The following is a 24,961-nucleotide window of genomic DNA, read 5'->3' as shown; positions in this document are numbered from 1 at the left end:
AAGCGGTTTTCCGTTCGGAATTGCGTAAAAACAAAAAGTTAGAAGAGCGGTTCAGCGATTCGATAGAAAGCTGAATCGCTCTAGGAAGCCCGGCTATAGCCTCATCGGGAGAATTTGCTTGTTTCTGTTTTCAAAGCTCGTTTGGATCATTGGCCAACCGCTGTCCCTTGCCTTCATTCTGGTCATCCTGGCCATCATCGCGATCATTGTCCGCTGGCGGGTCTTGGGCCTGCTTGCCTCCTCCGCTTCGGCTCTGGTGCTTTTCCTGACGCTCTATACGACCGTCGGCCCCTATCTGCTTCAGGACCTTGAGGAGCGATTTCCGCGGCCGGCGGGCGACCCGCCGGAGCTGCAATGCATGATCGTTCTCGGCGGCGCATTCGAAACCGAAGTCACGACGACCCGCGGAGGCATCGAGATGAGTGCCGGAGGCGACCGTTTTGTCGAGGCCTTGAGGCTGGCGCGGAAATTCCCCGATGCCCGGATTCTCGTCTCCGGTGGTGACGGGTCCATTACCGGCGGGTACGAGGGGGATGGAGATATCGCGAAGCGGTTCTTTCCGATTTTTGGCATCGGCCGTGAACGCCTCGTCGAGGAGGCGCAATCGCGCACGACGTTTGAGAATGCGGTCAACACGAAGGAGCTATTGGCAAGGAACGGGCTTTCGAACTGCCTGCTGATTACGTCCGGCTATCACATGCCGCGTTCGATAGGCATCTTCCGCAAGCTCGACATTCCCGTGACCCCGTGGCCAACGGACTATCGCACGACTGGCAAGGTTCGCCTTGGTCTGGATTTCACGCAGCCCTCCCTGAATGCGCAGCATATGGCGACGGCTATTCGCGAATGGATGGGTCTCGTCGGCTATTACTTCGCTGGCCGTACGTCGGAACTCTATCCACGCTAGAGCCGGAGATTTCAGGTCGAATCGATCTGAAATCTGAATCCGTCTCTACATCAAAAAGTTAGAGCGGGATGTCGCCCGAAAACCGCACATACTTTTCGGCATCCCGCTCTAGGCAGCGGCTGGGTAGGCAACTACTTCCTCGAGATGGTCACGAATTTCGTGCCGCGCACCCGCACCGTCATCTGGCAGGGATTGCTGTCCGTGCGGTCGCAGAAGCGCGGGTGCATCTTCATCACCAGCACCATGTTGCCGAAACGCTTGACGAAGTCATAACCGTAGGTCTGTGCCGTCGCGATCATGAAATAGCCGCCTTCGGCGACCTGCAGGTAGAAATTATAGGTGCAGCCGTCGTCGTTGCACTGCGGGCCCTTTTTGCCATCACAGGTCAATTCGCCCTCGTTGACGACCGCGTCGACTAGGCCGTCATTGTTGATGTCCTGACGAATGACGAAACCATCCCCGAACTCCGCCTGGGTGCATTGTTCCTGGAAGTGCTTCTTCTCATAGATCTCAGGATCGGAAATCAGCGATTGCTGCGCGAGCGACGCGGTCGGAGCGATCAGCAACGCGACGATGTTCAGAACTGGGATCAGAAGCGCTCTCACGGCTTTCCTCTTTTGGCTCGGTAAAGGATCACGGCAGAGGATTATGCCGGCCTCTCCTTGCGCCGCCCTTGTCGCCGTGATCCATTCGCGCGAGATAATTCTGTTCCGCCAGCTTCCGGACTCTCACATGTCTCTGCTTGCCTATCTTGATTATGTTGGCGTGGCGCTTTTTGCGGCCACCGGCGCACTGGCCGCATCGCGCAAGCAACTCGATGCGATCGGCTTCCTTTTCCTTGCAGTCGTCACAGGCATCGGCGGGGGGACTTTGCGCGATATCGTGCTTGGCCGTGTGCCCGTCTTCTGGGTGCTGAATCCGACCTATATCGTGATCTGCTGCGCCATGGGTGTCATCGCCTTCTTTACGGCGCATCTGCTCGAATCGCGCTATCGCCTGCTCATCTGGCTGGATGCGGTTGGTCTTGCGGCCTATTGTGTGATGGGAGCCGCAAAAGGCATTGCGGCCACCGGCTCGCCGACCATCGCCATCGTGACCGGCACGCTGACGGCCACCTGCGGCGGCATTCTTCGCGATCTTTTGGCGAATGAGCCTTCGGTGCTGCTGCGGCCGGAAATCTATGTCACAGCCGCTCTCGTCGGCGCCGGCGTTTTCACCGCCGCCCATGGCATCGGGCTGCCGCTCTACGCTTCTTCCGCCTTTGGAGCCATTGCTGCCTTTGCCGTTCGCGGCGGTGCACTATGGTTCGGCTGGACCTTTCCGACCTACAAGCATAGGCCCGGCCGCCATCCGGATGATGTCCTGTGAGGAAAGGCTGAGATCAGCGCTTGGCGCGCAGCCGGATCACCACGTCGACATGGGAGATTTCCATGCCCTCCGGCGGCTCGGGGAGATTGCCGATGGAGATATTGCTCACCGGAATGTCCAGTACTTCGTTTTCGCCTTCGACGAAAAAGTGATGATGGTCGGAAACATTGGTGTCGAAGTAGGTCTTCGCACTTTCCACCGCCAGAACCCGAATGAGCCCAGCCTCAGTGAATTGATGCAAGGTATTGTAGACAGTCGCAAGCGAAACCGGCACGCCCGCATTGACCGCTTCCTCGTGCAATTCCTCGACCGTCAGATGGCGGTCGCCCTTGGCAAAGAGAAGATCGCCCAGCGCGACGCGCTGACGGGTCGGTCGAAGACCAGCACCGCGCAGCCTCGCTTCGATAGGGATCGTGGCTTCAACTGCCATCCGGACGAACTCCTGACTTTTCCATAGTCAAACAATCATGTTTATAAGCCATATAACTTTTGCACGAATTGCTTTCAATAGTTTCAATGGGGACAATGGGCGCGAAAACGCCGCAAAATCGGGCTTTTGCGCCATTTACCTCTGGCAGTGCCCTTGGCCTTCCTGTATGCGACCACCACATAGCGGCGTACAGTCAGGCGATCACGGGCGAGCAAAATTGAAGCCATCATGCTTATGCTTCATTTTCTCCCGATCTTGGACTAAACGTTCACATCCATCGGCATAGTGCGGGGGAAATGGAATTTTTATGACCACGAAACAATCCAGCTTCACCTACGAGGAAATCTTGAGCTGCGGTCGCGGCGAACTGTTCGGCCCGGGAAATGCGCAGCTTCCGCTGCCCCCCATGCTGATGTTCAACCGTATCACTCAGATTTCCGAAGATGGTGGACCGCATGGCAAGGGTTTCATTCGCGCGGAATTCGATATCACGCCCGACCTCTGGTTCTTTCCGTGCCACTTCCTGGGAGATCCCGTCATGCCTGGCTGCCTTGGACTGGATGCCATGTGGCAGTTGACTGGCTTCTTCCTCGGCTGGTTGGGCGAGCCCGGCAAGGGCCGCGCGATTTCGACCGGTGAAGTCAAGTTCACAGGCATGGTGACGCCGAAGACCAGGCTCGTGGAGTATGGGATAGACTTCAAGCGCGTCATGCGCGGGCGACTGGTGCTCGGCATTGCCGACGGCTGGATGAAGGCGGATGGGGAGGAAATCTACAAGGCAAGCGATCTGCGGGTCGGCCTGTTCCAGGAAAAGGCCGCGTGATCGCTAGGCACAGTGTGCTCGAAATGCTGCAGGGATAACAGAGAAAAGGTCAATATATGAGACGGGTAGTTGTCACGGGTCTGGGTATTGTTTCCTCGATCGGGAACGATGCCTCTGAAGTCACCGCCTCGCTCCGCGAAGCCAAATCCGGCATTTCCTTCTCGGAAGATTTCGCCAGCCATGGCTTCAAGTGCCAAGTCTGGGGCAAGCCGAAGCTCGATGCGGAGCGCCTTGCCGAATTGGTCGATCGGCGCGCCATGCGTTTCCTCTCGCAGGGTGGTGCCTGGAATCACGTGGCAATGAAGCAGGCGATTGCCGATTCGGGTCTGGAAGAAGCCGACATCACCAACGAGCGCACCGGCATCATCATGGGCTCGGGCGGCCCTTCCACTCGTACGATCGTCGAGGCAGCCGAGATCACGGAGAAGAACAACAGCCCGAAGCGTATCGGCCCCTTCGCTGTTCCGAAGGCGATGTCCTCGACCGCATCCGCCACGCTTGCCACCTGGTTCAAGATCCACGGCGTCAACTACTCGATTTCCTCGGCCTGCTCGACCTCGGCCCATTGCATCGGCAATGCCGCCGAAATGATCCAGTGGGGCAAGCAAGATCTCATGTTTGCCGGCGGTCATGAGGACCTCGATTGGTCCATGTCCAACCTCTTCGACGCCATGGGCGCCATGTCCTCGAAGTTCAATGAGACGCCCGCAAGCGCTTCACGTGCCTATGACGCCAACCGGGATGGTTTCGTCATCGCCGGCGGCGCAGGCGTGCTCGTCCTCGAAGAACTGGAACATGCCAAGGCTCGCGGCGCCAAGATCTATGCCGAGATCGTCGGCTATGGTGCCACATCGGACGGCTACGACATGGTCGCTCCGTCGGGCGAAGGCGCGGTGCGCTGCATGCGCCAGGCGCTTGCGACCGTCAAGGGCGATGTCGACTACATCAATACGCATGGCACATCCACACCGGTGGGCGACAGCAAGGAAATCGGTGCGATTCGTGAAGTCTTCGGTGACAAGGCCCCGCATATCCAGTCGACGAAATCCCTGACGGGCCATTCGCTCGGTGCGGCCGGCGTCCAGGAATCGATCTATTCCATCCTGATGATGCAGGAGCGGTTCGTCGGCGAAAGCGCGCATATCACCGATCTCGATCCCGAATTCGAAGGCGTTCCGATCGTTCGAAGCCGCATCGACAACGCCAAGATCGACATTGCCCTCTCCAACTCCTTCGGCTTCGGCGGTACGAACGCCACGCTCGTCTTCCAGCGCTATAACGGATAACAACATGACGCTAATCATGCAGGGTAAGCGCGGCCTCATCATGGGCGTCGCAAACAACCATTCCATAGCCTGGGGAATTTCCAAAGCGCTGGCAGCCCAAGGTGCGGAATTGGCTTTCACCTATCAGGGCGAGGCGCTTGGCAAGCGTGTGAAGCCGCTTGCATCCGAGGTCGGCTCAGAATTTCTTTTGCCCTGCGATGTCGAGGATATCGCATCCGTCGATGCAGTCGTCGACGCAATCAAGGAGCGCTGGGGCAAGCTCGATTTCATCGTGCACGCGATCGGCTTTTCTGACAAGAACGAGCTGAAGGGCCTGTACGCGGATACCACGCGCGAGAATTTCAGCCGCACCATGGTCATTTCCTGCTTCTCCTTCACGGAGATCGCCAAGCGCTGCGCGCCGCTCATGGAAGAGGGCGGCACCATGCTGACGCTGACCTATAACGGCTCCACCCGTGTCATCCCGAACTATAACGTCATGGGCGTGGCAAAGGCCGCGCTCGAAGCCTCGGTGCGTTATCTTGCCGCCGACTACGGCCCGCGCGGCATCCGCGTCAATGCGATCTCGGCAGGCCCTATCCGCACGCTCGCCGGCGCCGGAATTTCTGATGCACGCGCAATCCTCTCGTGGAACCAGCGCAATGCCCCGCTCCGCAAAACCGTGACGATCGATCACGTTGGCAGCTCGGCGCTCTATCTGCTCTCCGATCTCTCCCAGGGTGTCACGGGGGAAATCCACTTCGTCGATGCCGGCTACAACATCACGTCCATGCCGACGCTCGAAACTCTCCGAAAGGCGGACGTGGAGTAATTCTCAGTAATTTCCGACATGAAAAGCGGCCACCCTCGGCCGCTTTTTTATTTTCTTGCCCAAAGCACCTTGAAGCGGGCATTGCGGCAGGTTTCGCCGTGCTCCTTGAAATGCCCCGCCAGAACCTGCTCGTAGGGCAGGCCGCGGTTGGCGACGAGCATCAGGCGCCCGCCGCCCCTCAGCGCGGTGGCGGCTGTCTTGATCATTGCCTGCCCGATCGACGGCTCGGCCGCATGGCCCTCATGGAAGGGCGGGTTCATGATGATGAGGTCGTAGCGCTCCTTCACGGGCTCGTTCGCCAGATCGTGCCAGAAGAAGCGGGTGGCCAGGTCCGGGCAGTTTTTTGCCAGATTGATCTTCGCAGCCTCCAGAGAGGCGTGGTTGGCCTCATAGAGGTCGATGCGCTCGAGGCGCGGCGACTTCGTTCCCAGTTCCACTGAAAGATAGCCCCAGCCCGCGCCGAAATCGGCGGCATCGCCGGTAAAATCCGTCGGCAGGCGCGAGGCGAGCAGTTGTGATCCGGGGTCGATGCGATCATGCGAGAACATGCCGGCGGAAGCGACAAAGCGTTCGTCGACGCGTACCTGCGTTTTCGCAAGTTTTGACACGAATTCGCGGGCGTCTACCGGTCGTGCAAACCAGAAGACGACGCCGTGATACTTCGGCATATGCTCGACATCGAGGCCGAAGCCTTCGACGCGCTTGCGCAGCGGCTGAATGCCATCCTCCTTGCCGCCGGCAACCAGGATCAGGCCGCCCACCTTCACTCGGCCGAGTGCTGCCGCGATGTTCGCCTCGTTCTCGCCCTTGTGCTTCGTGCAGAGGATGAGGGCGGCATCATAATCTTCACCTTCGATCTCGGGCTTTGCCTCGATCCGCTGCGCCAGGAGCTGCCTGTAGACCGGGCGAAAGCCTTGCACGGCATCGAGAGCGGCTGAAAAACCTTCCGGCAGTGCGAAGCCGGCCTCGGCACCGAGGAATAGTACGCGTTCGCCCTCACCCGGCGTCTCGATGGTGCCGCTGGCAAAGGGGTGGAACAGGGTCTTCAGCGTCTCACGGCTCATGGGTCACGTCTCGTCATCGGATACAAAAAGGGCGCGGAAGAACCTCCGCGCCCATTGAATGGAGGAATGGGGCGGCTTATTCGGCCGCTTCTTCCTTCTTCTTCTCGTTCGGGATTTCCTGGCCCGTCGCCTGGTCGACAACCTTCATCGAGAGGCGAACCTTGCCACGCTCATCAAAGCCGAGCAGCTTGACCCAGACCTTATCGCCTTCCTTGACGACATCGGTCGTCTTGGCGACACGCTCGGAAGCGAGCTGCGAGATATGCACGAGGCCGTCGCGTGCGCCAAAGAAGTTGACGAAGGCACCGAAATCGGCGGTCTTGACGACCGTGCCCTCATAGATCTGACCGACTTCAGGCTCGGCGACGATCGAGTGGATCCACTTGCGGGCCGCTTCGATTTCCTTGGCCGAGGAGGAGGCGATCTTGACGGTGCCGTCATCCTCGATGTTGATCTTCGCGCCCGTCTTTTCGACGATCTCGCGGATGATCTTGCCGCCGGAGCCGATGACGTCGCGAATCTTGTCGACCGGAATGTTCATGACTTCGATGCGCGGCGCGAATTCGCCGAGCTGGCCGCGGCTCTCCGTGATCGCCTTGGCCATTTCGCCGAGGATATGCAGGCGGCCGCCCTTTGCCTGGCGCAGCGCGATGTCCATGATCTCTTCGGTGATACCTTCGATCTTGATGTCCATCTGCAGCGAGGTGACGCCCTTTTCGGTACCGGCCACCTTGAAGTCCATGTCGCCAAGATGATCCTCGTCGCCGAGAATGTCGGAGAGCACGGCGAAGCGGTCATCTTCCTTGATGAGGCCCATGGCAATGCCCGCGACCGGGCGCGGCAGGGGCACACCGGCATCCATCAGGGCGAGCGAGGAGCCGCAGACGGTCGCCATCGAGGACGAACCGTTGGATTCGGTGATTTCGGAAACGACGCGCAGCGTGTAGGGGAACTGTTCTTCCGTCGGCAGCATCGGGTGGATGGCGCGCCATGCGAGCTTGCCATGGCCGATTTCGCGGCGACCAGGAGAACCCATGCGACCGGTTTCACCGACCGAGAAGGGCGGGAAGTTGTAGTGCAGCATGAAGTTTTCCTTGTACATGCCGGTCAAGGAATCGACGTACTGCTCGTCTTCGCCGGTGCCGAGGGTGGCGACCACGAGAGCCTGGGTTTCGCCGCGCGTAAACAGCGCGGAACCGTGCGTGCGCGGCAGAACGCCGACTTCCGCGACGATCGGGCGGACGGTCTCGAGATCACGGCCGTCGATACGGCTCTTGGTGTCGAGAATATTCCAGCGGACGATCTTCGCCTGCAGGTGCTTGAAGACACCGGCGATTTCCTCGGCGGTATACTTCGCTTCGCCTTCTTCGGGAAGGAAATGCGCCTTGACCTTCTCCTTGACGGCGTCGACTGCAGCGTAGCGATCAGCCTTCTGGGTGATCTTGTAGGCGTCGCGCAGCTCGGCCTCGAAAAGGCCGAGCATTTCGGTCTCGAGAGCGGAGAAATCTTCAGGCTCGAATTCGCGCGGCTCCTTGGCGGCGACTTCCGCGAGCTTGATGATCGCGTCGATCACCGGCTGGAAGCCGCGATGGCCGAACATGACGGCGCCGAGCATGACGTCTTCCGCCAGTTCCTTGGCTTCGGATTCGACCATGAGAACGGCTTCCTGCGTGCCGGCGACGACGAGGTCGAGGCTCGATTCATCCATCTCGTCGAGATGCGGATTGAGCACGTATTCGCCGTTGATGTAGCCGACGCGGGCGCCGCCGACCGGGCCCATGAAGGGGATGCCGGAGAGCGTCAGCGCAGCGGAGGTCGCAATCATCGACAGGATATCCGGATCGTTCTCCAGATCGTGCTGGAGAACCGTGACGACGACCTGGGTGTCGTTCTTGTAGCCTTCCGGGAAGAGGGGACGGATCGGGCGATCGATCAGGCGGGAAACGAGGGTCTCGTTCTCGCTCGGACGGCCTTCGCGCTTGAAGTAGCCGCCGGGGATCTTGCCGGCGGCGTAGGTCTTTTCCTGGTAGTTGACGGTCAGCGGAAAGAAATCCTGACCGGGCTTCGGGGCCTTGGCCGAGACGACGGTTGCGAGCACGACGGTTTCGCCGTAAGTCGCAACGACGGCACCGTCGGCCTGGCGGGCCATTTTGCCGGTTTCGAGCTTCAACGGGCGGCCGGCCCACTCGATTTCCACGGTATGAATATCGAACATGTCTTGTCCTTCAATGCGGGAGTGCGCGCCGAAGTCGATTCGACCGCAGCGCACAGTCAACCGCAAGCAATGTGACACATCATGGGCAAGACAACGGGAAGCTTTCCTGCGCTTGGCTCCGGTTCGCTCCGAACCTCGAAGAGCCGGGTCAAAGCGTGCCTTGACCCGAAAGCATCCGGCAATCCTGCCCCATGACAGGTCAGCGGTTGGTGTTGGCAGAGCCGGCCCATCCGGTCTGCCGTTCGTCCGGTCACGCGAGAAAGGAAGAGGCGTGACAGAGACATTTCCACGGAGCGATAGCCCCGAAAACAATCCGGCGGGCCTCCAAGGGAGTGCCCGCCGGAAATTTCTTAGCGGCGAATACCCAGGCTGGAAATCAGCTTCGAATAGCGGGCTTCGTCCTTCTTCTTGAGGTAGTCAAGAAGCGAGCGGCGGCTGGAAACGAGCTTCAGCAGGCCACGGCGAGAGTGGTTGTCCTTCTTGTGGTCCTTGAAGTGCTCGGTGAGGTTGTTGATGCGTTCGGTCAGAAGAGCAACCTGAACTTCCGGAGAACCGGTGTCGCCCTGAGCCGTTGCATATTCCTTGATCAGCGCAGCCTTGCGCTCTGCAGTAATCGACATCGGAAGTCCTTTCTTTTCAAGAGGAGGATGGTCGCCACAAGCCGGGATGTCGTCCAGCCTTGGCCGTGAATGCATTCAGGCCCTGCCCAATGCTGGCGCAGCCTATAAACCATTCGGGGCACAAAGGGAAGAGGCGTCACCGATACGCCTTTTCCACGCGGAATCGGCCTTTCAGACGAAGACGCGCTTAGGGCGGAACTCGCCCTGACCGATTTCACCGATCGCAATCAGCTTGCCGCGGGCCGTCGCATAGGCTTCTCTTTCGGCAACGAGAGCTTCCCGGCCCCGAACGAGTATGGGATTGCCCATCTTCAGGCGGTGCGCCTGATCATCCGTGATGACAAGATGGGGAAGTGCGGAGAGCGCCTGGCTGGTATCGATCAGCAGTGCGTCGAGTGCGGCAAGCCGCTCTTCCATGTTGTCGATCTCTCCGATTTCGAGAAGCTTGCCAAGCGGCACCATCATCTCCTCGGCGAAGGGAGCGACGAATGTCCGGCGCAGCCCGGAAATATGGCCGCAGCAGCCGAGCTCGCGACCGAAATCGCGGGCAAGCGCCCGCACATAGGTGCCTTTGCCGCATTCGACTTCGAAATGCGCCGTGTTCGCGTCCGGGCAGGCGAGCAGCGTCAGCCGGAAGATCTCCACCTCTCGGGAGGGAATTTCGACCGCTTCGCCATCGCGCGCCAAATCATAGGCGCGCTCGCCGGCGATCTTGATCGCAGAATATTGCGGCGGAACCTGGCTGATCACGCCGGTGTATTTCGGCAGGAGATAGCGGATTTGCTGTTCAGTCGGACGCTTTTCCGAGACCTGGGTGACTTCGCCTTCGAGGTCGTCCGTCGCGCGTTCCTCGCCCCACGTGACCGTGAATTCGTAGATCTTCCGCCCGTCCATCACGTAAGGAACGGTTTTCGTCGCATCGCCGAGCGCGATCGGCAGCATACCCGAGGCGAGCGGATCGAGCGTGCCGGCATGACCCGCCTTCTGCGCTTTGAACAGCCACTTGATCTTGGAAACGGCTTCTGTCGAGCCGAAATCCACCGGCTTGTCGAGGATCAGCCAGCCGGAAACCGGGCGGCCCTTGGGTTTGCGTGGTTTGGACATCAAGTCTCTTCTGTTATCGGTCTTCGTCGTTGCCGTCGTCGAGATCGCGCTGGACCTCGGGCGAACGCAGCAAGGCATCGATTTTCTGGTAATTGTCGAAGCTGGTGTCATCGCGGAAGCGTATCTCCGGCATGTACTTCATCTGCCTGAGTTGCGGCCCGAGCCGGCCGCGAATGAATTTCGCATTGCGGTTCAACGCTTCGATGACGGTCGTGTGATCGGCGATACCAAGCGGCGTCACGAACGCCGTCGCGATCTTGAGGTCCGGCGACATGCGCACCTCGGAGATCGAAATCACGGTTTTCTCAAGCAGGTCGTCGCGCACTTCGCCGCGCTGGAGAACCTGCGTGATGGCGGCTCGCACCTGCTCGCCGACGCGCAGCATGCGTTGCGAGGGCGCGGATGAAGTTGGTCTTGTTGCCATTTTCGTATGTCCCAAACGGATCGAGCGCCGGACCCAATGTTCCGGCGCCCGTCCTAAGTTCCTAGATCAGCTCGATCAGAGCGTGCGCGTCACATGCTCGACGCGGAAGCACTCGATCGTGTCGCCCTGACGGATGTCTTCGTAGTTCTCGAAGGCCATGCCGCATTCCTGGCCCGAAAAGACTTCCGAGACCTCGTCCTTGAAGCGCTTGAGCGTCTTGAGCTTGCCTTCGTGGATGACGACGTTGTCGCGGATGAGGCGGACGCCGACACCACGCTCGACCTTGCCTTCGGTGACACGGCAGCCTGCCACCTTGCCGACCTTCGTGATGTTGAACACCTCGAGGATTTCGGCATTGCCAAGGAAGGTTTCGCGCCGTTCCGGAGACAGCAGGCCCGACATCGCTGCCTTCACATCGTCCACGAGGTCGTAGATGATGTTGTAGTAGCGGATCTCGATGCCCTGGCGTTCCGCCAGGCTGCGTGCCTGCGCATTCGCGCGGACGTTGAAGCCGATGATCGCGGCATCCGAGGCCTCCGCAAGCGAGATATCGGATTCGGTCACGCCGCCGACGCCCGAATGAACGACGCGGGCCCGAACCTCGTCCGTGCCGAGCTTTTCGAGCGCACCGGCGATCGCTTCGATCGAACCCTGAACGTCGCCCTTGATGACCAGCGGGAACTCCTTCACACCGGAGCTCTGCAACTGCGTCATCATCTGCTCGAGCGAGCCGCGCTGGCCCGACTGACGGGCGGCAGCCTTGTCGCGGGCGAGCCGCTGGCGGTATTCCGAGATTTCGCGGGCGCGGCTTTCATTTTCGACCACGGCGAACTTGTCACCGGCCTGTGGCGTGCCGGAAAGGCCGAGAACCTCGACCGGCGTCGCGGGGCCTGCTTCCTTTACGTGCTCGCCCTTGTCGTTGACGAGTGCACGCACACGACCCCATTGGTCGCCGGCAACGATGATCTGACCCGGACGCAGCGTACCCTTTTGCACAAGAACGGTCGCGACCGAACCACGGCCGCGGTCGAGCTGGGCTTCGATGACGGTGCCCTCCGCCGTGCGGTTCGGATTGGCCTTCAGGTCAAGGATTTCCGCCTGCAGCAGGATCGCCTCGAGCAGCTTGTCGAGATTGGTGCCGTTCTTCGCGGAGACTTCCACGTCAAGCACTTCACCGCCCATCGACTCGACGAAAACCTCATGCTGCAGCAGTTCCGTGCGAACCTTCTGCGGATTGGCGGTCGGCTTGTCGATCTTGTTGATCGCCACGATGATCGGCACGCCGGCCGCCTTGGCATGGTTGATTGATTCAATCGTCTGCGGCATCACGCTGTCGTCAGCCGCAACCACCAGTACGGCGATATCCGTCGCCTGAGCGCCGCGGGCGCGCATCGCCGTGAAGGCGGCGTGGCCGGGGGTGTCGATGAAGGTGATCTTCTGGCCGTTCTGCTCCACCTGATACGCACCGATATGCTGCGTGATGCCACCGGCCTCGCCGGCGACGACGTTCGCATGACGGATGGCGTCGAGCAGCGAGGTCTTGCCGTGGTCGACGTGACCCATGATGGTCACGACCGGCGGTCGCGGAACCAGTTCGCCGGTCTCGTCGGCGACATTGAAGATACCCAGTTCGACGTCGGATTCGGAAACACGCTTGACGGTGTGGCCGAATTCGCCGGCGATGAGCTCGGCCAGGTCGGCGTCGATCACGTCGCCCGGCTTCATCATCTGGCCTTCCTTCATCAGGAACTTGATGACGTCGACGGCGCGTTCAGACATGCGCTGCGACAGTTCCTGGATGGTAATGGTTTCCGGCAGGACCACTTCACGCGAAATCTTCTCGCGCGTTTCCTGCATCTGGCTGCGGCGGAATTTTTCCTGGCGACGGCGGATGGCCGACAGCGAACGACCGCGCGTATTTCCACCGTCGTCGTCGACATCGGCCGTCGTCACCGTCAGCTTGCCGCGGCGACGTTCGTCGTCGGTCTTGGTGCGGGTCGGCTTTGCCGGTTCGGGACGCACGAGCTTGCCGCGTGCCGGACCGCTGCTGCGCGCAGGGCCGCGATCATCTTCTTCGTCGCTCTCGGCGACACGTCGGGCACGATTGATCGGGAGTTCCGCGGTCGCAGGTCCTGGCGCGGGGCGGGCCGTCTGTGGCGCGGCGTCGGGCCGGCGTGTGACGACTGGCGCTGGTGCAGGAGCCGGCGAAGCCGCCGGGGCTTCGACCCTTGCTTCCGCAACGGCGGCCACGCGGGCCGGTTCCGCCTTTGCGTCGGCGGGCTCCAGTGCACGCGCGGCCTCTTCTGCCGCCCGGCGAGCGGCTTCTTCGCGCTCTGCAGCCTGACGTGCTTCCTCTTCCACCCTGCGGCGGGCTTCTTCCTCGACGCGTCGCGCCGCATCGGCGGCATCGCGCGCCTGGGCCTCGGCGAGTGCACGTCGGCGAGCATCCATTTCGCCCGGCGAGAGTTCATTCAGCACAACGGGACGAGGCCGGTCCTGACGTGGCGGCTGCGATACCTGTTGCGGGCGATACTGGTTCTGCTGGTTGCCCGGCTGGTGAATGCGCGGCGCCGGTGCCTGCGGCGCCCGAGGCTGAACCGCTGCCGGCTCTGCCGCACGCGGCGCCGGGGTCACGGGAGCCGTGACTGCCGGTTTTTCGTCCTCTGGGCGCATCGGCCGCCGTTTGCGGGTCTCGACGACGACCGCCTTGGTGCGACCGCGACCCATATCCTGGCGAACGGTACCCTGGCTCATCCCGGAGGGTTTGAGCGTTAGGGTTTTCTTGCCCGTTACACCGAGTGTCTTGTCGTCTTTACTATCGGTCATTCCGTTCCCGTTCCTTCGGACAGGGAAGGATGACGTCCATCAGACCCTGTCGTTCAAATCCTGTCGATCAATGATGGGGCCGGCCTCTGCCGGTGACCGCATCATTGTTTTTGCCGGCCAGCGCCGCCCGGTGTCCGGGACTGATCGCCGTTACGGTACTGTTCGAGCATCTTTGCGCGCTTCACTACACCCTCACCTGCCTGCCCTGCAAGCACTGCGGCATGGATAAAAGCATTCTGGCCCATTAGCTCCTCCATTTCGCTCTCCGAGAAGAGACGGAAGGAAGGAATTTCGTTCTCGGTTTCCATCCCGAGGTGCCAGGCCTTGCGGGCCTGGTCGATTTTGCGGACGCCGTCTTCGGCGGCGTCCGTCGCATGGAACACTGCAAGCGCGGCGCCGCTTCTGACTGCGGCGTCCACTTTCGTCGCGCCACTGACGAACTGGCCCGCTTTGCGCGCCATATTCATCATGCCCGCGAGCTGCACGGCGAGCAATCTGTCGACGCTCGCGCCGAGGTCGTCCGCCGCTTTCACCTCCGCCTTCAAGGCGCGGGCGAAAAGCCTTTTAGCCACTGCCTTGTCGACCAGCGACCGGTCGAGCTTCACCCAGCATCCTCGGCCGGGAAGCTGACGCTTCAGGTCGGCGACGACAGTTCCATCGGGAGCGGCAACGAAGCGGATCAACTCGTCCGGCAATCCGCTTTCGCGTGTCACAATGCACATACGGCCGTTCACGTCATAGCCTGCAAGATCATCGTCCTCAGGGAGAGCGTTCGGCTCATGCGCGGTCATTATGCTTCCTGCTCGGCCTCGGAAGCCTCTTCTTCGGCTTCCTTCGCGAGATCTTCCTCGGTGATCCAGCCGGCGGCGAGACGCGCCTGCACGATCATCCGCTCGGCATCGACACGCGAGATGTCGAACTTGGAGAACAGACCCTCGAACTTCTTGGTTTCGCCATTCTTGCGTTCGGTCCAGCCGACGAGGTCATCGGCTGCGCAACCAGCGAAATCCTCGATCGTCTTGATGCCGTCCTCGCCAAGCGCGACCATCATCTGGGCTGTCATGCCGTCGATCTGGCGCAGCTCGTCGGAGACGCCGAGGCTCTTGCGCTTCTCGTCCATCTCGTTTTCCACGCGCTCGAGATATTCGCGGGCACGCTGCTGGATCTCCTGCGCGGTCTCCTCGTCGAAACCGTCGATCGAAGAAATCTCGTCGAGATCGACATAAGCCAGTTCCTCGACGGCGGCAAAGCCTTCCGAGGCCAGCACCTGCCCAACCATCTCGTCGACATCGAGCGCTTCCATGAAGAGGTTGGTGCGCTCGTTGAATTCCTTCTGGCGGCGCTCGGATTCCTCCTGTTCCGTCATGATGTCGATATCCCAGCCGGTGAGCTGCGAGGCGAGGCGAACGTTCTGCCCGCGGCGGCCGATCGCCAGCGAAAGCTGCTCATCCGGAACGACCACTTCGATGCGTTCCGCATCCTCATCGAGAACGACTTTTGCGACTTCGGCCGGCTGCAGTGCGTTGACGACAAAGGTTGCCGGGTCCTGCGACCAGGGAATGATGTCGATCTTTTCGCCTTGAAGCTCGCCTACGACGGCCTGGACGCGCGAACCGCGCATACCGACGCATGCACCGACCGGATCAATCGAGCTATCGTTCGAAATCACCGCGATCTTGGCGCGCGAACCGGGATCACGCGCGACTGACTTCACCTGGATGATGCCGTCGTAGATTTCCGGCACTTCCATGGTGAAGAGCTTCACCATGAACTGCGGATGCGTACGCGACAGGAAGATCTGCGGCCCGCGCTGCTCGCGGCGCACATCGTAGACAAAGGCGCGGACGCGGTCGCCGTAACGGAAGTTCTCGCGCGGGATCATCTCATCGCGGCGGATGATGCCTTCACCGCGACCGAGGTCGACGATGACATTGCCGTATTCGACGCGCTTGACCGTGCCGTTGACGATCTCGCCGACACGATCCTTGAATTCGTCGAATTGACGGTCACGCTCGGCCTCGCGCACCTTCTGCACGATCACCTGCTTGGCCGACTGCGCGGCGATACGGCCGAAATCCATCGGCGGCAGCGGATCGGCGATGAAGTCGCCGATGGCGGCGTCTGGATTGCGGTCACGGGCGAGTTCCAGCGGGATCTGCGTGGAATAGTCCTCGGCCTGTTCGACGACTTCGAGCAGGCGCTGCAGGCGGATCTCGCCGGTCTTCGGATTGATGTCGGCTCGGATATTGGATTCGGTACCGTAACGGGAGCGGGCGGCCTTCTGGATCGCATCGGCCATTGCGGCAAGCACGATCTCGCGGTCGATGACCTTTTCGCGCGCCACTGCATCTGCGATCTGCAGAAGTTCAAGCCGGTTCGCACTGACTGCCATTGTTTTTCGTCTCCGTCTTCCTGCCCGGGTTCCCGTCCCTTGGGCGGTTCATTAATCGGTTATTCGTCGTCTTCGCCGTTCTGGTTGGCGGCCTGTGCTTTCGCCTGCTTGTCGGCTCGCAGCGCATCGCGAATAAGATCGTCGGTCAGAATGAGCTTCGCATCCGAGAGCGCGCTAAAGGGGATCGTGACACTTGGCTCTTCGCCATAGGCAACCTGATCGCGCTCGACCGTGAAACCGTCCGCATCGACGTCAACGATTTTGCCGCGGAATCGCTTGCGATTATCGATCATGATCGACGTTTCGCACTTCACCAGATGACCCTGCCAGCGGCTGAAATCCGATTTGCGCACCATCGGTCGATCGATACCGGGCGAGGACACTTCCAGATGATACGCCTTATCGATCGGATCTTCCACATCGAGGACCGGCGAAATCGCCATGGAGACCTCTTCGCAGTCCTGAACGGTCATGGTGCCGTCGTTGCGCTCGGTCATGATCTGAAGCGTCAGGCCGTTCTGCCCCGAAAGCCGCGCACGCACGAGCCGGAATCCCATGCCGACAAGAACCGGTTCGATGATATCGGCGATGCGTCGGTCAAGCCCGGTCTCGACGATAAGCCGCGGCTCGTTGCCGTTTGCTTCGTTTGTCGGCTCTGACAAGCGGTTGCGCTCCTTGCACGGTTGGATGCTTCGGCGATCGCATTAATAAAAAAGAGCGGGTCCTTGCGGCCCACTCTTCATCTGACGATCAAGAATTTGACTGCCATATAGGCCCGTTTTCGCCAAAATGCAAGTCTTTGCCGGCCGTACGGTGTTTCTTCCCGGTTATCGCAGCACGCTCTTCATCGAGGCCTCGGGAAAACAAGTCGGCTCCACGCCGTTTTTTGCCTGCCATTGGCCGATCGAGCGCCGTGTCTTGTAGCCAGGCAATCCGTCGGAACCGCCGACGTCGTAGCCCTGGCGTTCCAGCGCCTTTTGCATTGCCGCCACATCGGAACGCAGCATCTTGCCGACATCTCCCCAACGCCCCTGGAATGCGCCGGAACCATAGGCGATCCGGTCGGCGAGATTACCGATGTAGAGGGCGTAGAGATCCGAATTATTGTATTCCTTGAGAACATAGAAGTTCGGCGTCACGATGAATTCCGGTCCGTCCCGTCCCGCCGGCACGAGCATCATGCTCGGTGCCTTCATTTCGTCGGCGGGAAAGCCCTTGCCGGAGATGCGGCTGATGCCGAGCCCCGCCCAATGCGACAACGGCTTGGCAAGATCCGGCCCTTCCTGTGCGCAGGAGACATTGTCCGGAATGGTAACCTCGAAGCCCCAGTCGCGGTTGCGCTGCCAGCCTTTGCTGGACATATAGTTGGCGATGGAACCGAGCGTATCCGGCACCGAGGTCCAGATGTTGCGATGCCCGTCGCCGTCGATGTCGACGGCATATTTCAGATAGCTTGTCGGCATGAACTGGGGCTGGCCGAGCGCGCCGGCCCATGAACTCTTGAAATCGGCCGTTTCGACATCACCCCCGTCGAGGATATGCAGCGCCGCCAGCAGTTCGGTGCGGAACATCGCCTTGCGGGTCGACATGAAGGCCTTCGTGGCTAGCACCTCGATTGCGGAATTCGGAATTTTTGCGACGCCGAAACCGGTTTCGCGGCCCCATATCGCCAGCACGATCGGTCCCGGTACGCCATAGGTCTTTTCGATCCGCTTCAGCGTCGAAGCGTATTGCGAAGCAAAGGCACGACCGGTCGTTGCCAGCGTCTGCAGCCTCTGCTCGTTGAAATAGGGGCTAGGCGATGAAAATTCCGCCTGGCTCTGCTTGCGCTCCTTCGGAGCCGGAAAACCCGGCGGCGCCAGATCCGGCAGATCCCAGTTGAGCGTCACGCCTGCAAAGGCCGTCTTGAACGTCGCTACCGAAATGCCGCTTTGTCTGGCCTCCGGCCACAGCTCGTCCTGCACCCATTTTTTGAACTGGGCCTCGACATCAGCCTTCGACGCTCCTGCCGCTGGAAGCGGAAGGAAAGCGAAGAGAAGGGCGGCGACAGGCAGCAATATCCGCCCGCCCCACCTCGGGAAGAGGGAGGATTTGTTGTTCCGTCGCATCCTCAATTCGGTTCCCCTCAAATTGCCGTCCGCGCCCTGAGGGCCGCGGCGAGCGTGCCCTCATCGAGATAATCCAGCTCGCCGCCAACCGGCACGCCATGCGCCAGCCGCGTGATCTTCACGTCAAGCCCGGCGAGCTGGTCGGTTATATAGTGTGCTGTCGTTTGCCCCTCGACGGTTGCATTGACGGCGATAATGAGCTCGCGCACGCCGCCCGCGCTCACGCGTTCGATCAGGCCGCGAATGTTGAGATCGTCCGGCCCGATGCCGTCGAGCGGCGAGAGCGTCCCGCCGAGCACATGATAGGCGGCGTTCATAGCGCCCGCCCGCTCCAGCGCCCAGAGGTCGGAGACATCCTCGACGACGATCACGATAGCCTGGTCGCGCCGGTCGTCAGTACAGACGCTGCAGGGGTCGATAGTATCGACATTGCCGCAGCGTGAGCAGACCTTGACCTTGTCATAGGCTTCTCCCATCGCATTCGAGAGCGGCCCGAGAAGCTGGTCCTTCTTCTTGATGAGATGCAGCGCCGCCCGCCGCGCCGAACGCGGACCAAGCCCGGGTACTTTCGCCAGAAGCTGTATCAGTTTTTCGATTTCGGGGCCGGTGACTCGCTTTGCCATATGCGGCTTTTAGACCATATGTGACGAAAACGGAATCGCAGAAGGAACGACCGCCTGATGAAAATTCTGGCCGTCTGCATCGGCAGCCCGGAAAAACTGCCCGGAAAGACCTATAAGACCGGCATTAACAAGCATGCCGTCAAAGGTGCCGTGATTGTCGATGCCGAAGGTCTCGTGGGCGATGCCATCTGCAACAGGAGGCATCATGGCGGTGTCGATCAGGCTGTGTATCTGGAAGGCTCACTGACGCTCGACTGGTGGTCACGGGAGCTCGGCTACAGGATCGAACCCGGCACTTTCGGCGAAAATCTCGTCATCGAAGGGCTCGATAACAGGGACATTGCGGTTGGCGATCGATTCATCGCTGGCGATATTGTTCTGGAGGCCACATCGCCGCGCATTCCCTGTGCGACCCTTGCCGCCAGGATGCGGAATTCCAGGTTCCCTGAACTCTATGTCAGGGCGGCGAGACCCGGCATCTATTGCCGGATCATCAGAGGCGGCACTATCGAGGCGGAAATGCCGGTGGAACACGTCCCTTTCACGGGAGCCAGGGTGGGCATACCGGAGGTGATGGCAACGCTCGGCCGAAAGCTCTGCGAAGCGGATCGCGCACGCCATCTCGCCGTCCCGCTCCATCATAAGCTGAGAAAGCTGCTGGAAACCCGGGCCTAGCGCATCGCGATTGCGACGGCCGCGCCCGCCATGGTACCGGCGCTGGCGCGGTTGGCCATCTGGACGGCGCGGCGGCTCCTGAGGAAACCGCGTGCTTTTGCCGCGAGCACGACCCAAAGAAGATCAATCGTCAGCAGCACCAGGAACATGGTTATGATCAGCTCTGCCCACCCGAAGAGGGTCACCGCATGAATGTCGATGATCGAAGGCAGCAAGGCGACGTAAAACATCATGATCTTCGGATTGCCGAGCGTCACAGTCATCCCGGCAAAGAAAAGCTTTGCCGGCGATTGCGCTTCGGGAAGCCTGCCCTCCGAGACGTCAGGCGAGGCGAACCACATTTTCCAAGCGAGATAGAGCAGGTAGCAGACGCCGAGCCACTTGATCGCAACGAAGGCCAGATGGAAGGTCTCGGCAATTGCGGCAAGGCCTGCGACGGCAAAGGTGAGCCAGATCGCTTCGCCGATCCACATCGCCGCGAGGAAGGGCAGCACGTCGCGCGCTCCTTTGGAAAGCACGCGCGCAACCAATGCAGCAATGCTGGGACCCGGCGAACCGGCAGCCACGAAGAGAGCGCCGGCAAAAACAAGAAGGGCCGTCAGGCTCATTCGATATGCTCCCTGTCTTGACGGCGTTTTTCAGAGGATCACATCAGAACGGCAGTTTGAAGCCGGGCGGGATCGGCAGACCAGCCGTCAATTCCCTTGTTTTTTCCGCAGCAAGGGCTTCGGCCTTGTCCTTGGCGTCCTTGTGAGCCGCCACGATCAGGTCTTCGAGAATTTCGACATCGTCCTCTTTGAAGAGTGACGGATCGACTTTGAGCGCGAGCATTTCGCCTTTGCCATTGAGGGTGACGGTGACGAGACCACCGCCCGCCTTGCCCTCGGCCTGGAGTTCGGCGATCTCAGCCTGCATCTTCTCCATCTTGGCCTGCATTTCCTTGACTTTGCCCATCATGCCCATGATGTCGCGCATCGTCTCGTCCCTTCCTTTCTAGAATTCAATATCGTCGCCCGGCAGGATATCGCCTTCGTCAGATTCGGCGGTCGCCGGCGCCTTCACTTCGTCGTCTTCTTCCGGTTCCGGCGCCCTTACACGCACATCGATGATCTTCGCACCCGGAAACTGCGCCAGGATAGCGGCAACATCAGGGTCCTGGCGGGCGTCGCTGACACGCTGTTCCTGCGCCTTGGCTTCGGCCTCCACCAGCGTCGGTTCGCCTTCCTCCCGGCTGAGGCTGACGATCCAGTGGACACCCGTCCATTCCTTGAGCTTCACGGCAAGTTCGTTGAGCAGCGTTGTTGGCGCGCCTGGCGTCAGGTTGACATCGAGCCGGCCGGGCTCGAGCCGAACGGGCCGGACGAAATTGCGCACAAGCGCCTTGAGCTTGGGATCGCGTTTCTGCGCCGCGAGTTCGACGATGTCGGCAACCGAGTTGACCGGCACGAGCGGCTTTGGCGCTTCCACGGGCTGTGTATCGAGCCGGCCGACCTGGACCGGCATGGATTCCGGCTGTGTGTTTGGTACTGCGCGGAGCATCGCGACGGAACCCGAGGATGCCGGGCGATTGGAGGCCGCGTCAACGGCTCGCGCCGAGACCGGATTCGGATAGGATGCTTGCGTTGCAGCGCCATTGCCAGCAGGTAGCGGGGAGGGCCGCATGCCGCCATTGTCGCTGGAAAGCTCGGCAAGCCGCCGTGCCGCATCTTCAGGCGCGGGCAGATGCGCCGCATGCGCAAGTCGGATCAGGACCATCTCGGCCGCACCCGCGGTGCGTGCGGCGCCTTCTGTCTCGGGGATGCCCTTCAGCAGCATCTGCCAGATGCGCGACAGCGTCGTCACCGCCACGCTCTGCGCGAATTCCGCCGCCTTACTGCGCTCCACCTCACTGAGTGAAGGATCATTGGCCGCCTCTGGCACATATTTGAGGCGTGTAACCAGGTGAGTGAAATCGGCGAGATCCGTCAATACGACAACCGGGTTGGCGCCCGCTTCGTACTGGCTGCCGAACTCGGCGAGCGCGGCCGCGACATCGCCTTTGATGACATGCTGGAAGAGATCGACGATCCGGCTGCGGTCGGCAAGGCCGAGCATCGAGCGGACCGCCTCGTCCTGAACGACGCCGCTTCCGTGCGCGATTGCCTGGTCGAGGAGCGACAGGCCGTCGCGTGCCGAGCCTTCGGCGGCCCGCGCGATCATGGCAAGCGCACCCGGCTCGGCTTCAATGCCCTCCTTGGCTGCGATCGTCGTGAACAGGCCGACGAGATCGGAGGCACTGATGCGACGCAGGTCGAAGCGCTGGCAACGCGACAGGACGGTGATCGGAACCTTTCGGATCTCCGTCGTGGCGAAAATGAATTTCACATGTTCGGGTGGCTCTTCCAGCGTCTTTAGGAGACCGTTGAAGGCGGCCGTCGAAAGCATGTGCACTTCGTCGATGATGTAGACCTTGTAGCGCGCCGAAACCGGTCTGTAGCGCACCTGCTCGATGATCTCACGGATATCGTCGATACCCGTATGCGAGGCCGCGTCCATTTCGATCACATCGACATGCCGGCCTTCCATGATCGCCTGGCAGTGTTCGCCGAGAATGCGCAGATCGATTGTCGGCTTGTCGATCTCGGCGGTCTTGTAGTTGAGCGCACGTGCCAGGATGCGTGCCGTCGTCGTCTTGCCGACGCCGCGCACACCTGTCAGCATGTAGGCCTGCGCGATGCGGCCGGTCTCGAAGGCGTTGGTGAGCGTACGGACCATCGGCTCCTGGCCGACCATGAGATCCGTGAAATCCTTGGGGCGGTATTTGCGGGCCAACACCCGATAGCCAGTGCCCGTCGAGACGGCATCTTGTGCTTGTCGCTCGGTGTCGCTCATCGCCCTGCTTGCTGCCCGCGCGAACCGGGCATTCCATGGAGAGAAGGTGGGAGGCTGGCACGATGACCCGTGCCGGGCTCGTTAGGGCTGCTTCCTTCCGGACCTGACCCGGTTGGCGAGTGGCTCGTCCACCACCAACCTCCCGAGTGCACATATCGGCAATATCCGCATCAAAAGCAAGCCAAGGTCAAAAAAAACTGCTAAACGTTATGAAAACACTTGAGGATTGCCCAATTGCAGAATTTCGTGCTCGACGATCGTCTGGCAAATGACAGCGTTTCGGTTGCCATCATCGGCCTTTGCGACCTGCGGCTGATGAAGGATCGCCGCTGGCCCTGGCTATTGCTCGTGCCCCGCCGCCCGGGCATTGCAGAGATCTTCGAACTGACACCTCTTGATCAGGTTCTTCTGACCTTCGAGACGAACCTTGTCGCCGCCGCGCTGAAATCGGTCACCGGCGCTGTAAAAATCAATGTCGCCGCTATTGGCAATATGGTCCGTCAGCTTCATGTTCATGTCATTGCACGGTTCGAAGGAGATCCGAACTGGCCCGGCCCCGTCTGGGGGCATGGCAAGGCGGTCCCTTATTCGGACGAGGATCTGAACACGTTCATCGCTCAGCTGCGGGAAGCCCTTTCACCATGATTCCATCCATTTTCGCCTCGGACGCGCCGCATCCCGAACCCAGCAGCTTGACCGCTTTCGCTGCCAACGACCTGAACCGTGATTCGGAGCATCGTGACGAGCAGTCGGTCGAAAAGGCGCTCGCCAAGGAAGGCACCCACATATTCGCCTTTGCCAGGGACCGGCTTGTCCTGAAGCACGACGGCCAGGTGCTGGACCCGCTTTTCGCTCGCTATGAGCTGAAGGAGCTGGAACCCGATTGGGATGAGACCGTCCTGCTCGGCTACCGCAAGACCGGCGAGCCGCGCCTTGCCGTTCCCGTCGGCATTTCTGCGGACGATCTTGCCAGCCACTATAAACCGGCGGATGCCCGCTCGCTCTATCGCGACATGCTGCTTGATGATGTTCTTCTCGGCGAGTTCGCCCAGGCCGCCAGCCTCATTCGCTGGAATGGCGACAACCGCTTCTGCGGGCGCTGCGGCTCAAAGATGGAAATGCGGATCGGCGGTTACAAGCGCGTCTGTTTGAGCTGCAGGCACATGATCTTTCCACGCACAGATCCAGTCGTCATTATGCTGACGGTGGACGAGGAACGGGATCTCTGCCTGCTTGGCCGCAGCTATCATTTCGCGCCGGGCATGTATTCTTGCCTCGCCGGCTTCGTCGAGCCCGGGGAAACCATCGAGAATGCCGTGCGCCGCGAAACCCTCGAGGAGTCGGGCATTCTGACCGGCCGCATCCGCTATCATGCCTCGCAGCCCTGGCCGATGCCGCATTCGCTGATGATCGGCTGCTACGCCGAAGCCAGGTCCACTATAATCCGCCGCGACGAGCAGGAATTGGAAGATTGCCGCTGGTTCAGCCGCCAGGAAACGCTCGCGATCCTGGAACGCACCGCGGTGACCGGCCAGTCTTCCCCGCCGAAGGGGGCGATTGCCCATCGGTTGATGCGTGACTGGGTCGAATGGCGGCGTGAAAAGTGAGTTTCCGCCATGGCGCGCTCCGAACGCCTGCTGACGCTGCTGCAGACCTTGAGGCGTTATCGCCGCCCGGTCCGCGGCATGACGCTGGCGGAGGAGACCGGCGTCAGTCTGCGCACGCTCTATCGCGACATTGCGAGCCTCCAGGCGCAGGGCGCGCTGATTGAAGGTGAACCCGGGGTCGGCTACGTCCTGAAGCCGGGCTTCATGCTGCCGCCGATGATGTTCTCCCAGGACGAGATCGAAGCGCTGGTGCTGGGGTCACGATGGGTGGCAAGGGCGGCCGATTCGCGCCTTGCCACAGCCGGCGCGGATGCACTGGCGAAGATCTCGGCGGTGCTGCCGGATGAGATGCGTGATCTGGTGGAGAATTCGACCCTTTTGGTCGGCCTTCGCCGCAATACGGAGGACAAGGCGGATCTTGCCGTCATCCGCAAGGCGATTCGCAGCGAACACATGCTGCATCTGACCTATGGCGACGAACACGGCGCGGTTTCCATGCGCCGTGTTTGGCCCTTCGCACTCGGCTATTTTGAACATGTGCGCATCCTGATCGCCTGGTGCGAGCTGCGCCAGGACTATAGGCATTTCCGCACCGATCGAATCATCGAGATGGTGCCCGAGGACATCCGCTATCCACGCCGCCGAGCCCTTCTGCTGAAAGAATGGAACGAGCGCCAGGATGCGACCGCGGATGCCTGAAGCATATCGCTAAAGTCTGTCGCATGAAGGCAGGCTCACGCGACAGGCTTTTGCTTGCTGTTTTCATGCATGTCGTTGCCGCAAAACCGCTGCACACTTTTGCGCGAC

At 60.8% G+C, this 24,961-nt stretch carries 25 protein-coding genes and 1 other RNA gene; 9 read left to right on the top strand and 17 right to left on the bottom strand.

The features are described from left to right. Window positions 1–118: 118 nt before the first annotated feature. Window positions 119–907, top strand: a complete 789-nt coding sequence (locus tag AAE029_RS24110; protein ID WP_371075432.1) for a YdcF family protein — start codon at window positions 119–121, stop codon at window positions 905–907. A 131-nt stretch (window positions 908–1,038) separates the two neighbouring features. Here the strand turns inward: AAE029_RS24110 and AAE029_RS24105 are convergent, their stop codons facing one another. Beyond that, on the bottom strand, window positions 1,039–1,512 hold the full coding sequence (locus tag AAE029_RS24105) for a hypothetical protein (RefSeq protein WP_371075431.1): 474 nt from the start codon (window positions 1,510–1,512) through the stop codon (window positions 1,039–1,041). Between the two features lie 127 nt (window positions 1,513–1,639). Between AAE029_RS24105 and AAE029_RS24100 the strand changes: the two genes are divergently transcribed. Continuing rightward, on the top strand, window positions 1,640–2,275 hold the full coding sequence (locus AAE029_RS24100) for a trimeric intracellular cation channel family protein (protein ID WP_371075480.1): 636 nt from the start codon (window positions 1,640–1,642) through the stop codon (window positions 2,273–2,275). 13 nt (window positions 2,276–2,288) lie between these two features. On the opposite strand, the gene irrA is transcribed toward AAE029_RS24100, so the two are convergent. Then, the gene (gene irrA, locus AAE029_RS24095; RefSeq protein WP_371075430.1) at window positions 2,289–2,705 is read right to left on the bottom strand and encodes an iron response transcriptional regulator IrrA; all 417 of its coding nucleotides are present in this window, start codon (window positions 2,703–2,705) and stop codon (window positions 2,289–2,291) included. 307 nt (window positions 2,706–3,012) lie between these two features. On the opposite strand from irrA, the gene fabA reads away from it, so the two are divergent. Genes fabA through fabI form a run of 3 tightly spaced genes read left to right on the top strand, consistent with a single transcriptional unit; the run spans window position 3,013 to window position 5,625 of the window. Then, window positions 3,013–3,528 (top strand): 3-hydroxyacyl-[acyl-carrier-protein] dehydratase FabA, encoded by a 516-nt coding sequence (gene fabA / locus AAE029_RS24090; RefSeq protein WP_371075429.1) that lies wholly within the window; start codon window positions 3,013–3,015, stop codon window positions 3,526–3,528. A gap of 56 nt (window positions 3,529–3,584) precedes the next feature. Beyond that, a complete protein-coding gene (fabB, locus tag AAE029_RS24085; protein WP_371075428.1) occupies window positions 3,585–4,814 on the top strand; it encodes a beta-ketoacyl-ACP synthase I in 1,230 nt (409 codons plus the stop codon). A gap of 4 nt (window positions 4,815–4,818) precedes the next feature. After that, window positions 4,819–5,625, top strand: a complete 807-nt coding sequence (gene fabI, locus AAE029_RS24080; RefSeq protein ID WP_371075427.1) for an enoyl-ACP reductase FabI — start codon at window positions 4,819–4,821, stop codon at window positions 5,623–5,625. 47 nt (window positions 5,626–5,672) lie between these two features. On the opposite strand, the gene AAE029_RS24075 is transcribed toward fabI, so the two are convergent. The 11 genes from AAE029_RS24075 to recR all read right to left on the bottom strand — a co-directional run bounded on the left by AAE029_RS24075 (window position 5,673) and on the right by recR (window position 19,001). Beyond that, window positions 5,673–6,689: a class I SAM-dependent methyltransferase gene (locus AAE029_RS24075; RefSeq protein ID WP_371075426.1), complete on the bottom strand. Its 1,017-nt coding sequence runs from the start codon at window positions 6,687–6,689 to the stop codon at window positions 5,673–5,675. A gap of 76 nt (window positions 6,690–6,765) precedes the next feature. Continuing rightward, window positions 6,766–8,904, bottom strand: a complete 2,139-nt coding sequence (pnp, locus tag AAE029_RS24070) for a polyribonucleotide nucleotidyltransferase (RefSeq protein WP_371075425.1) — start codon at window positions 8,902–8,904, stop codon at window positions 6,766–6,768. Window positions 8,905–9,254: 350 nt separating this feature from the next. After that, window positions 9,255–9,524: a 30S ribosomal protein S15 gene (gene rpsO / locus AAE029_RS24065; protein ID WP_371075424.1), complete on the bottom strand. Its 270-nt coding sequence runs from the start codon at window positions 9,522–9,524 to the stop codon at window positions 9,255–9,257. Between the two features lie 171 nt (window positions 9,525–9,695). Beyond that, window positions 9,696–10,628, bottom strand: a complete 933-nt coding sequence (truB, locus tag AAE029_RS24060; RefSeq protein ID WP_371075423.1) for a tRNA pseudouridine(55) synthase TruB — start codon at window positions 10,626–10,628, stop codon at window positions 9,696–9,698. Between the two features lie 13 nt (window positions 10,629–10,641). Then, window positions 10,642–11,052 (bottom strand): 30S ribosome-binding factor RbfA, encoded by a 411-nt coding sequence (gene rbfA, locus AAE029_RS24055; RefSeq protein WP_371075422.1) that lies wholly within the window; start codon window positions 11,050–11,052, stop codon window positions 10,642–10,644. A 75-nt stretch (window positions 11,053–11,127) separates the two neighbouring features. Further along, window positions 11,128–13,878, bottom strand: a complete 2,751-nt coding sequence (gene infB, locus AAE029_RS24050) for a translation initiation factor IF-2 (protein WP_371075421.1) — start codon at window positions 13,876–13,878, stop codon at window positions 11,128–11,130. Window positions 13,879–13,979: 101 nt separating this feature from the next. Next, on the bottom strand, window positions 13,980–14,669 hold the full coding sequence (locus tag AAE029_RS24045; protein WP_371075420.1) for an RNA-binding protein: 690 nt from the start codon (window positions 14,667–14,669) through the stop codon (window positions 13,980–13,982). Beyond that, entirely contained in the window at window positions 14,669–16,270 is a 1,602-nt protein-coding gene (gene nusA, locus AAE029_RS24040) for a transcription termination factor NusA (protein WP_371075419.1), read from the bottom strand. Before nusA ends, AAE029_RS24045 begins: the two co-directional genes overlap by 1 nt. 59 nt (window positions 16,271–16,329) lie before the next feature. Continuing rightward, complete coding sequence (rimP, locus tag AAE029_RS24035) at window positions 16,330–16,932, bottom strand: ribosome maturation factor RimP (protein ID WP_371075418.1); 603 nt, start codon at window positions 16,930–16,932, stop codon at window positions 16,330–16,332. 165 nt (window positions 16,933–17,097) lie between these two features. Beyond that, window positions 17,098–18,378: a lytic murein transglycosylase gene (locus tag AAE029_RS24030; protein ID WP_371075417.1), complete on the bottom strand. Its 1,281-nt coding sequence runs from the start codon at window positions 18,376–18,378 to the stop codon at window positions 17,098–17,100. 17 nt (window positions 18,379–18,395) lie between these two features. Further along, a complete protein-coding gene (gene recR / locus AAE029_RS24025; protein ID WP_371075416.1) occupies window positions 18,396–19,001 on the bottom strand; it encodes a recombination mediator RecR in 606 nt (201 codons plus the stop codon). A 57-nt stretch (window positions 19,002–19,058) separates the two neighbouring features. Between recR and AAE029_RS24020 the strand changes: the two genes are divergently transcribed. Further along, window positions 19,059–19,676, top strand: a complete 618-nt coding sequence (locus AAE029_RS24020) for an MOSC domain-containing protein (RefSeq protein ID WP_371075415.1) — start codon at window positions 19,059–19,061, stop codon at window positions 19,674–19,676. Here AAE029_RS24020 and AAE029_RS24015 read toward each other — a convergent pair. From AAE029_RS24015 to ffs, 4 genes are all read right to left on the bottom strand, one after another. Further along, on the bottom strand, window positions 19,673–20,284 hold the full coding sequence (locus AAE029_RS24015; protein WP_371075414.1) for a LysE family translocator: 612 nt from the start codon (window positions 20,282–20,284) through the stop codon (window positions 19,673–19,675). The genes AAE029_RS24020 and AAE029_RS24015 overlap by 4 nt on opposite strands. Window positions 20,285–20,327: 43 nt before the next feature. Then, the gene (locus tag AAE029_RS24010) at window positions 20,328–20,651 is read right to left on the bottom strand and encodes a YbaB/EbfC family nucleoid-associated protein (RefSeq protein ID WP_371075413.1); all 324 of its coding nucleotides are present in this window, start codon (window positions 20,649–20,651) and stop codon (window positions 20,328–20,330) included. Between the two features lie 18 nt (window positions 20,652–20,669). After that, window positions 20,670–22,547 carry a DNA polymerase III subunit gamma/tau gene (locus AAE029_RS24005; protein ID WP_371075412.1) on the bottom strand — a complete coding sequence of 626 codons (1,878 nt, stop codon included), beginning with the start codon at window positions 22,545–22,547 and terminating at the stop codon, window positions 20,670–20,672. A gap of 46 nt (window positions 22,548–22,593) precedes the next feature. Further along, window positions 22,594–22,690, bottom strand: an RNA gene (gene ffs, locus AAE029_RS24000) — signal recognition particle sRNA small type. 91 nt (window positions 22,691–22,781) lie between these two features. Here ffs and AAE029_RS23995 point away from each other — a divergent pair. Genes AAE029_RS23995 through AAE029_RS23985 form a run of 3 tightly spaced genes read left to right on the top strand, consistent with a single transcriptional unit; the run spans window position 22,782 to window position 24,853 of the window. Further along, window positions 22,782–23,192, top strand: coding sequence for an HIT family protein (locus AAE029_RS23995; RefSeq protein WP_371075411.1), 411 nt, complete (start codon window positions 22,782–22,784; stop codon window positions 23,190–23,192). Continuing rightward, window positions 23,189–24,154, top strand: coding sequence for an NAD(+) diphosphatase (gene nudC / locus AAE029_RS23990; protein WP_371075410.1), 966 nt, complete (start codon window positions 23,189–23,191; stop codon window positions 24,152–24,154). The genes AAE029_RS23995 and nudC overlap by 4 nt, the downstream gene beginning before the upstream one ends. A 9-nt stretch (window positions 24,155–24,163) precedes the next feature. Then, window positions 24,164–24,853: a helix-turn-helix transcriptional regulator gene (locus tag AAE029_RS23985; protein ID WP_371075409.1), complete on the top strand. Its 690-nt coding sequence runs from the start codon at window positions 24,164–24,166 to the stop codon at window positions 24,851–24,853. Window positions 24,854–24,961: the final 108 nt, after the last annotated feature.

This window comes from Sinorhizobium sp. CB7, assembly GCF_041357635.1.
GTDB lineage: Bacteria > Pseudomonadota > Alphaproteobacteria > Rhizobiales > Rhizobiaceae > Rhizobium.
This window is presented reverse-complemented; position numbering and strand designations above follow the sequence as displayed.

Bases quoted from the DNA above. Each gene is read 5' to 3' on its own strand.
- AAE029_RS24075 (WP_371075426.1), bottom strand. From the start codon at position 6,689: ATGAGCCGTGAGACGCTGAAGACCCTGTTCCACCCCTTTGCCAGCGGC.
- fabA (WP_371075429.1), top strand. From the start codon at position 3,013: ATGACCACGAAACAATCCAGCTTCACCTACGAGGAAATCTTGAGCTGC.
- AAE029_RS24010 (WP_371075413.1), bottom strand. From the start codon at position 20,651: ATGCGCGACATCATGGGCATGATGGGCAAAGTCAAGGAAATGCAGGCC.
- irrA (WP_371075430.1), bottom strand. From the start codon at position 2,705: ATGGCAGTTGAAGCCACGATCCCTATCGAAGCGAGGCTGCGCGGTGCT.
- AAE029_RS24015 (WP_371075414.1), bottom strand. From the start codon at position 20,284: ATGAGCCTGACGGCCCTTCTTGTTTTTGCCGGCGCTCTCTTCGTGGCT.
- nudC (WP_371075410.1), top strand. From the start codon at position 23,189: ATGATTCCATCCATTTTCGCCTCGGACGCGCCGCATCCCGAACCCAGC.
- AAE029_RS24020 (WP_371075415.1), top strand. From the start codon at position 19,059: ATGAAAATTCTGGCCGTCTGCATCGGCAGCCCGGAAAAACTGCCCGGA.
- fabI (WP_371075427.1), top strand. From the start codon at position 4,819: ATGACGCTAATCATGCAGGGTAAGCGCGGCCTCATCATGGGCGTCGCA.
- truB (WP_371075423.1), bottom strand. From the start codon at position 10,628: ATGTCCAAACCACGCAAACCCAAGGGCCGCCCGGTTTCCGGCTGGCTG.
- infB (WP_371075421.1), bottom strand. From the start codon at position 13,878: ATGACCGATAGTAAAGACGACAAGACACTCGGTGTAACGGGCAAGAAA.
- rpsO (WP_371075424.1), bottom strand. From the start codon at position 9,524: ATGTCGATTACTGCAGAGCGCAAGGCTGCGCTGATCAAGGAATATGCA.
- AAE029_RS24100 (WP_371075480.1), top strand. From the start codon at position 1,640: ATGTCTCTGCTTGCCTATCTTGATTATGTTGGCGTGGCGCTTTTTGCG.
- recR (WP_371075416.1), bottom strand. From the start codon at position 19,001: ATGGCAAAGCGAGTCACCGGCCCCGAAATCGAAAAACTGATACAGCTT.
- pnp (WP_371075425.1), bottom strand. From the start codon at position 8,904: ATGTTCGATATTCATACCGTGGAAATCGAGTGGGCCGGCCGCCCGTTG.
- rbfA (WP_371075422.1), bottom strand. From the start codon at position 11,052: ATGGCAACAAGACCAACTTCATCCGCGCCCTCGCAACGCATGCTGCGC.
- nusA (WP_371075419.1), bottom strand. From the start codon at position 16,270: ATGGCAGTCAGTGCGAACCGGCTTGAACTTCTGCAGATCGCAGATGCA.
- AAE029_RS23985 (WP_371075409.1), top strand. From the start codon at position 24,164: ATGGCGCGCTCCGAACGCCTGCTGACGCTGCTGCAGACCTTGAGGCGT.
- AAE029_RS24045 (WP_371075420.1), bottom strand. From the start codon at position 14,669: ATGACCGCGCATGAGCCGAACGCTCTCCCTGAGGACGATGATCTTGCA.
- AAE029_RS24030 (WP_371075417.1), bottom strand. From the start codon at position 18,378: ATGCGACGGAACAACAAATCCTCCCTCTTCCCGAGGTGGGGCGGGCGG.
- AAE029_RS24005 (WP_371075412.1), bottom strand. From the start codon at position 22,547: ATGAGCGACACCGAGCGACAAGCACAAGATGCCGTCTCGACGGGCACT.
- fabB (WP_371075428.1), top strand. From the start codon at position 3,585: ATGAGACGGGTAGTTGTCACGGGTCTGGGTATTGTTTCCTCGATCGGG.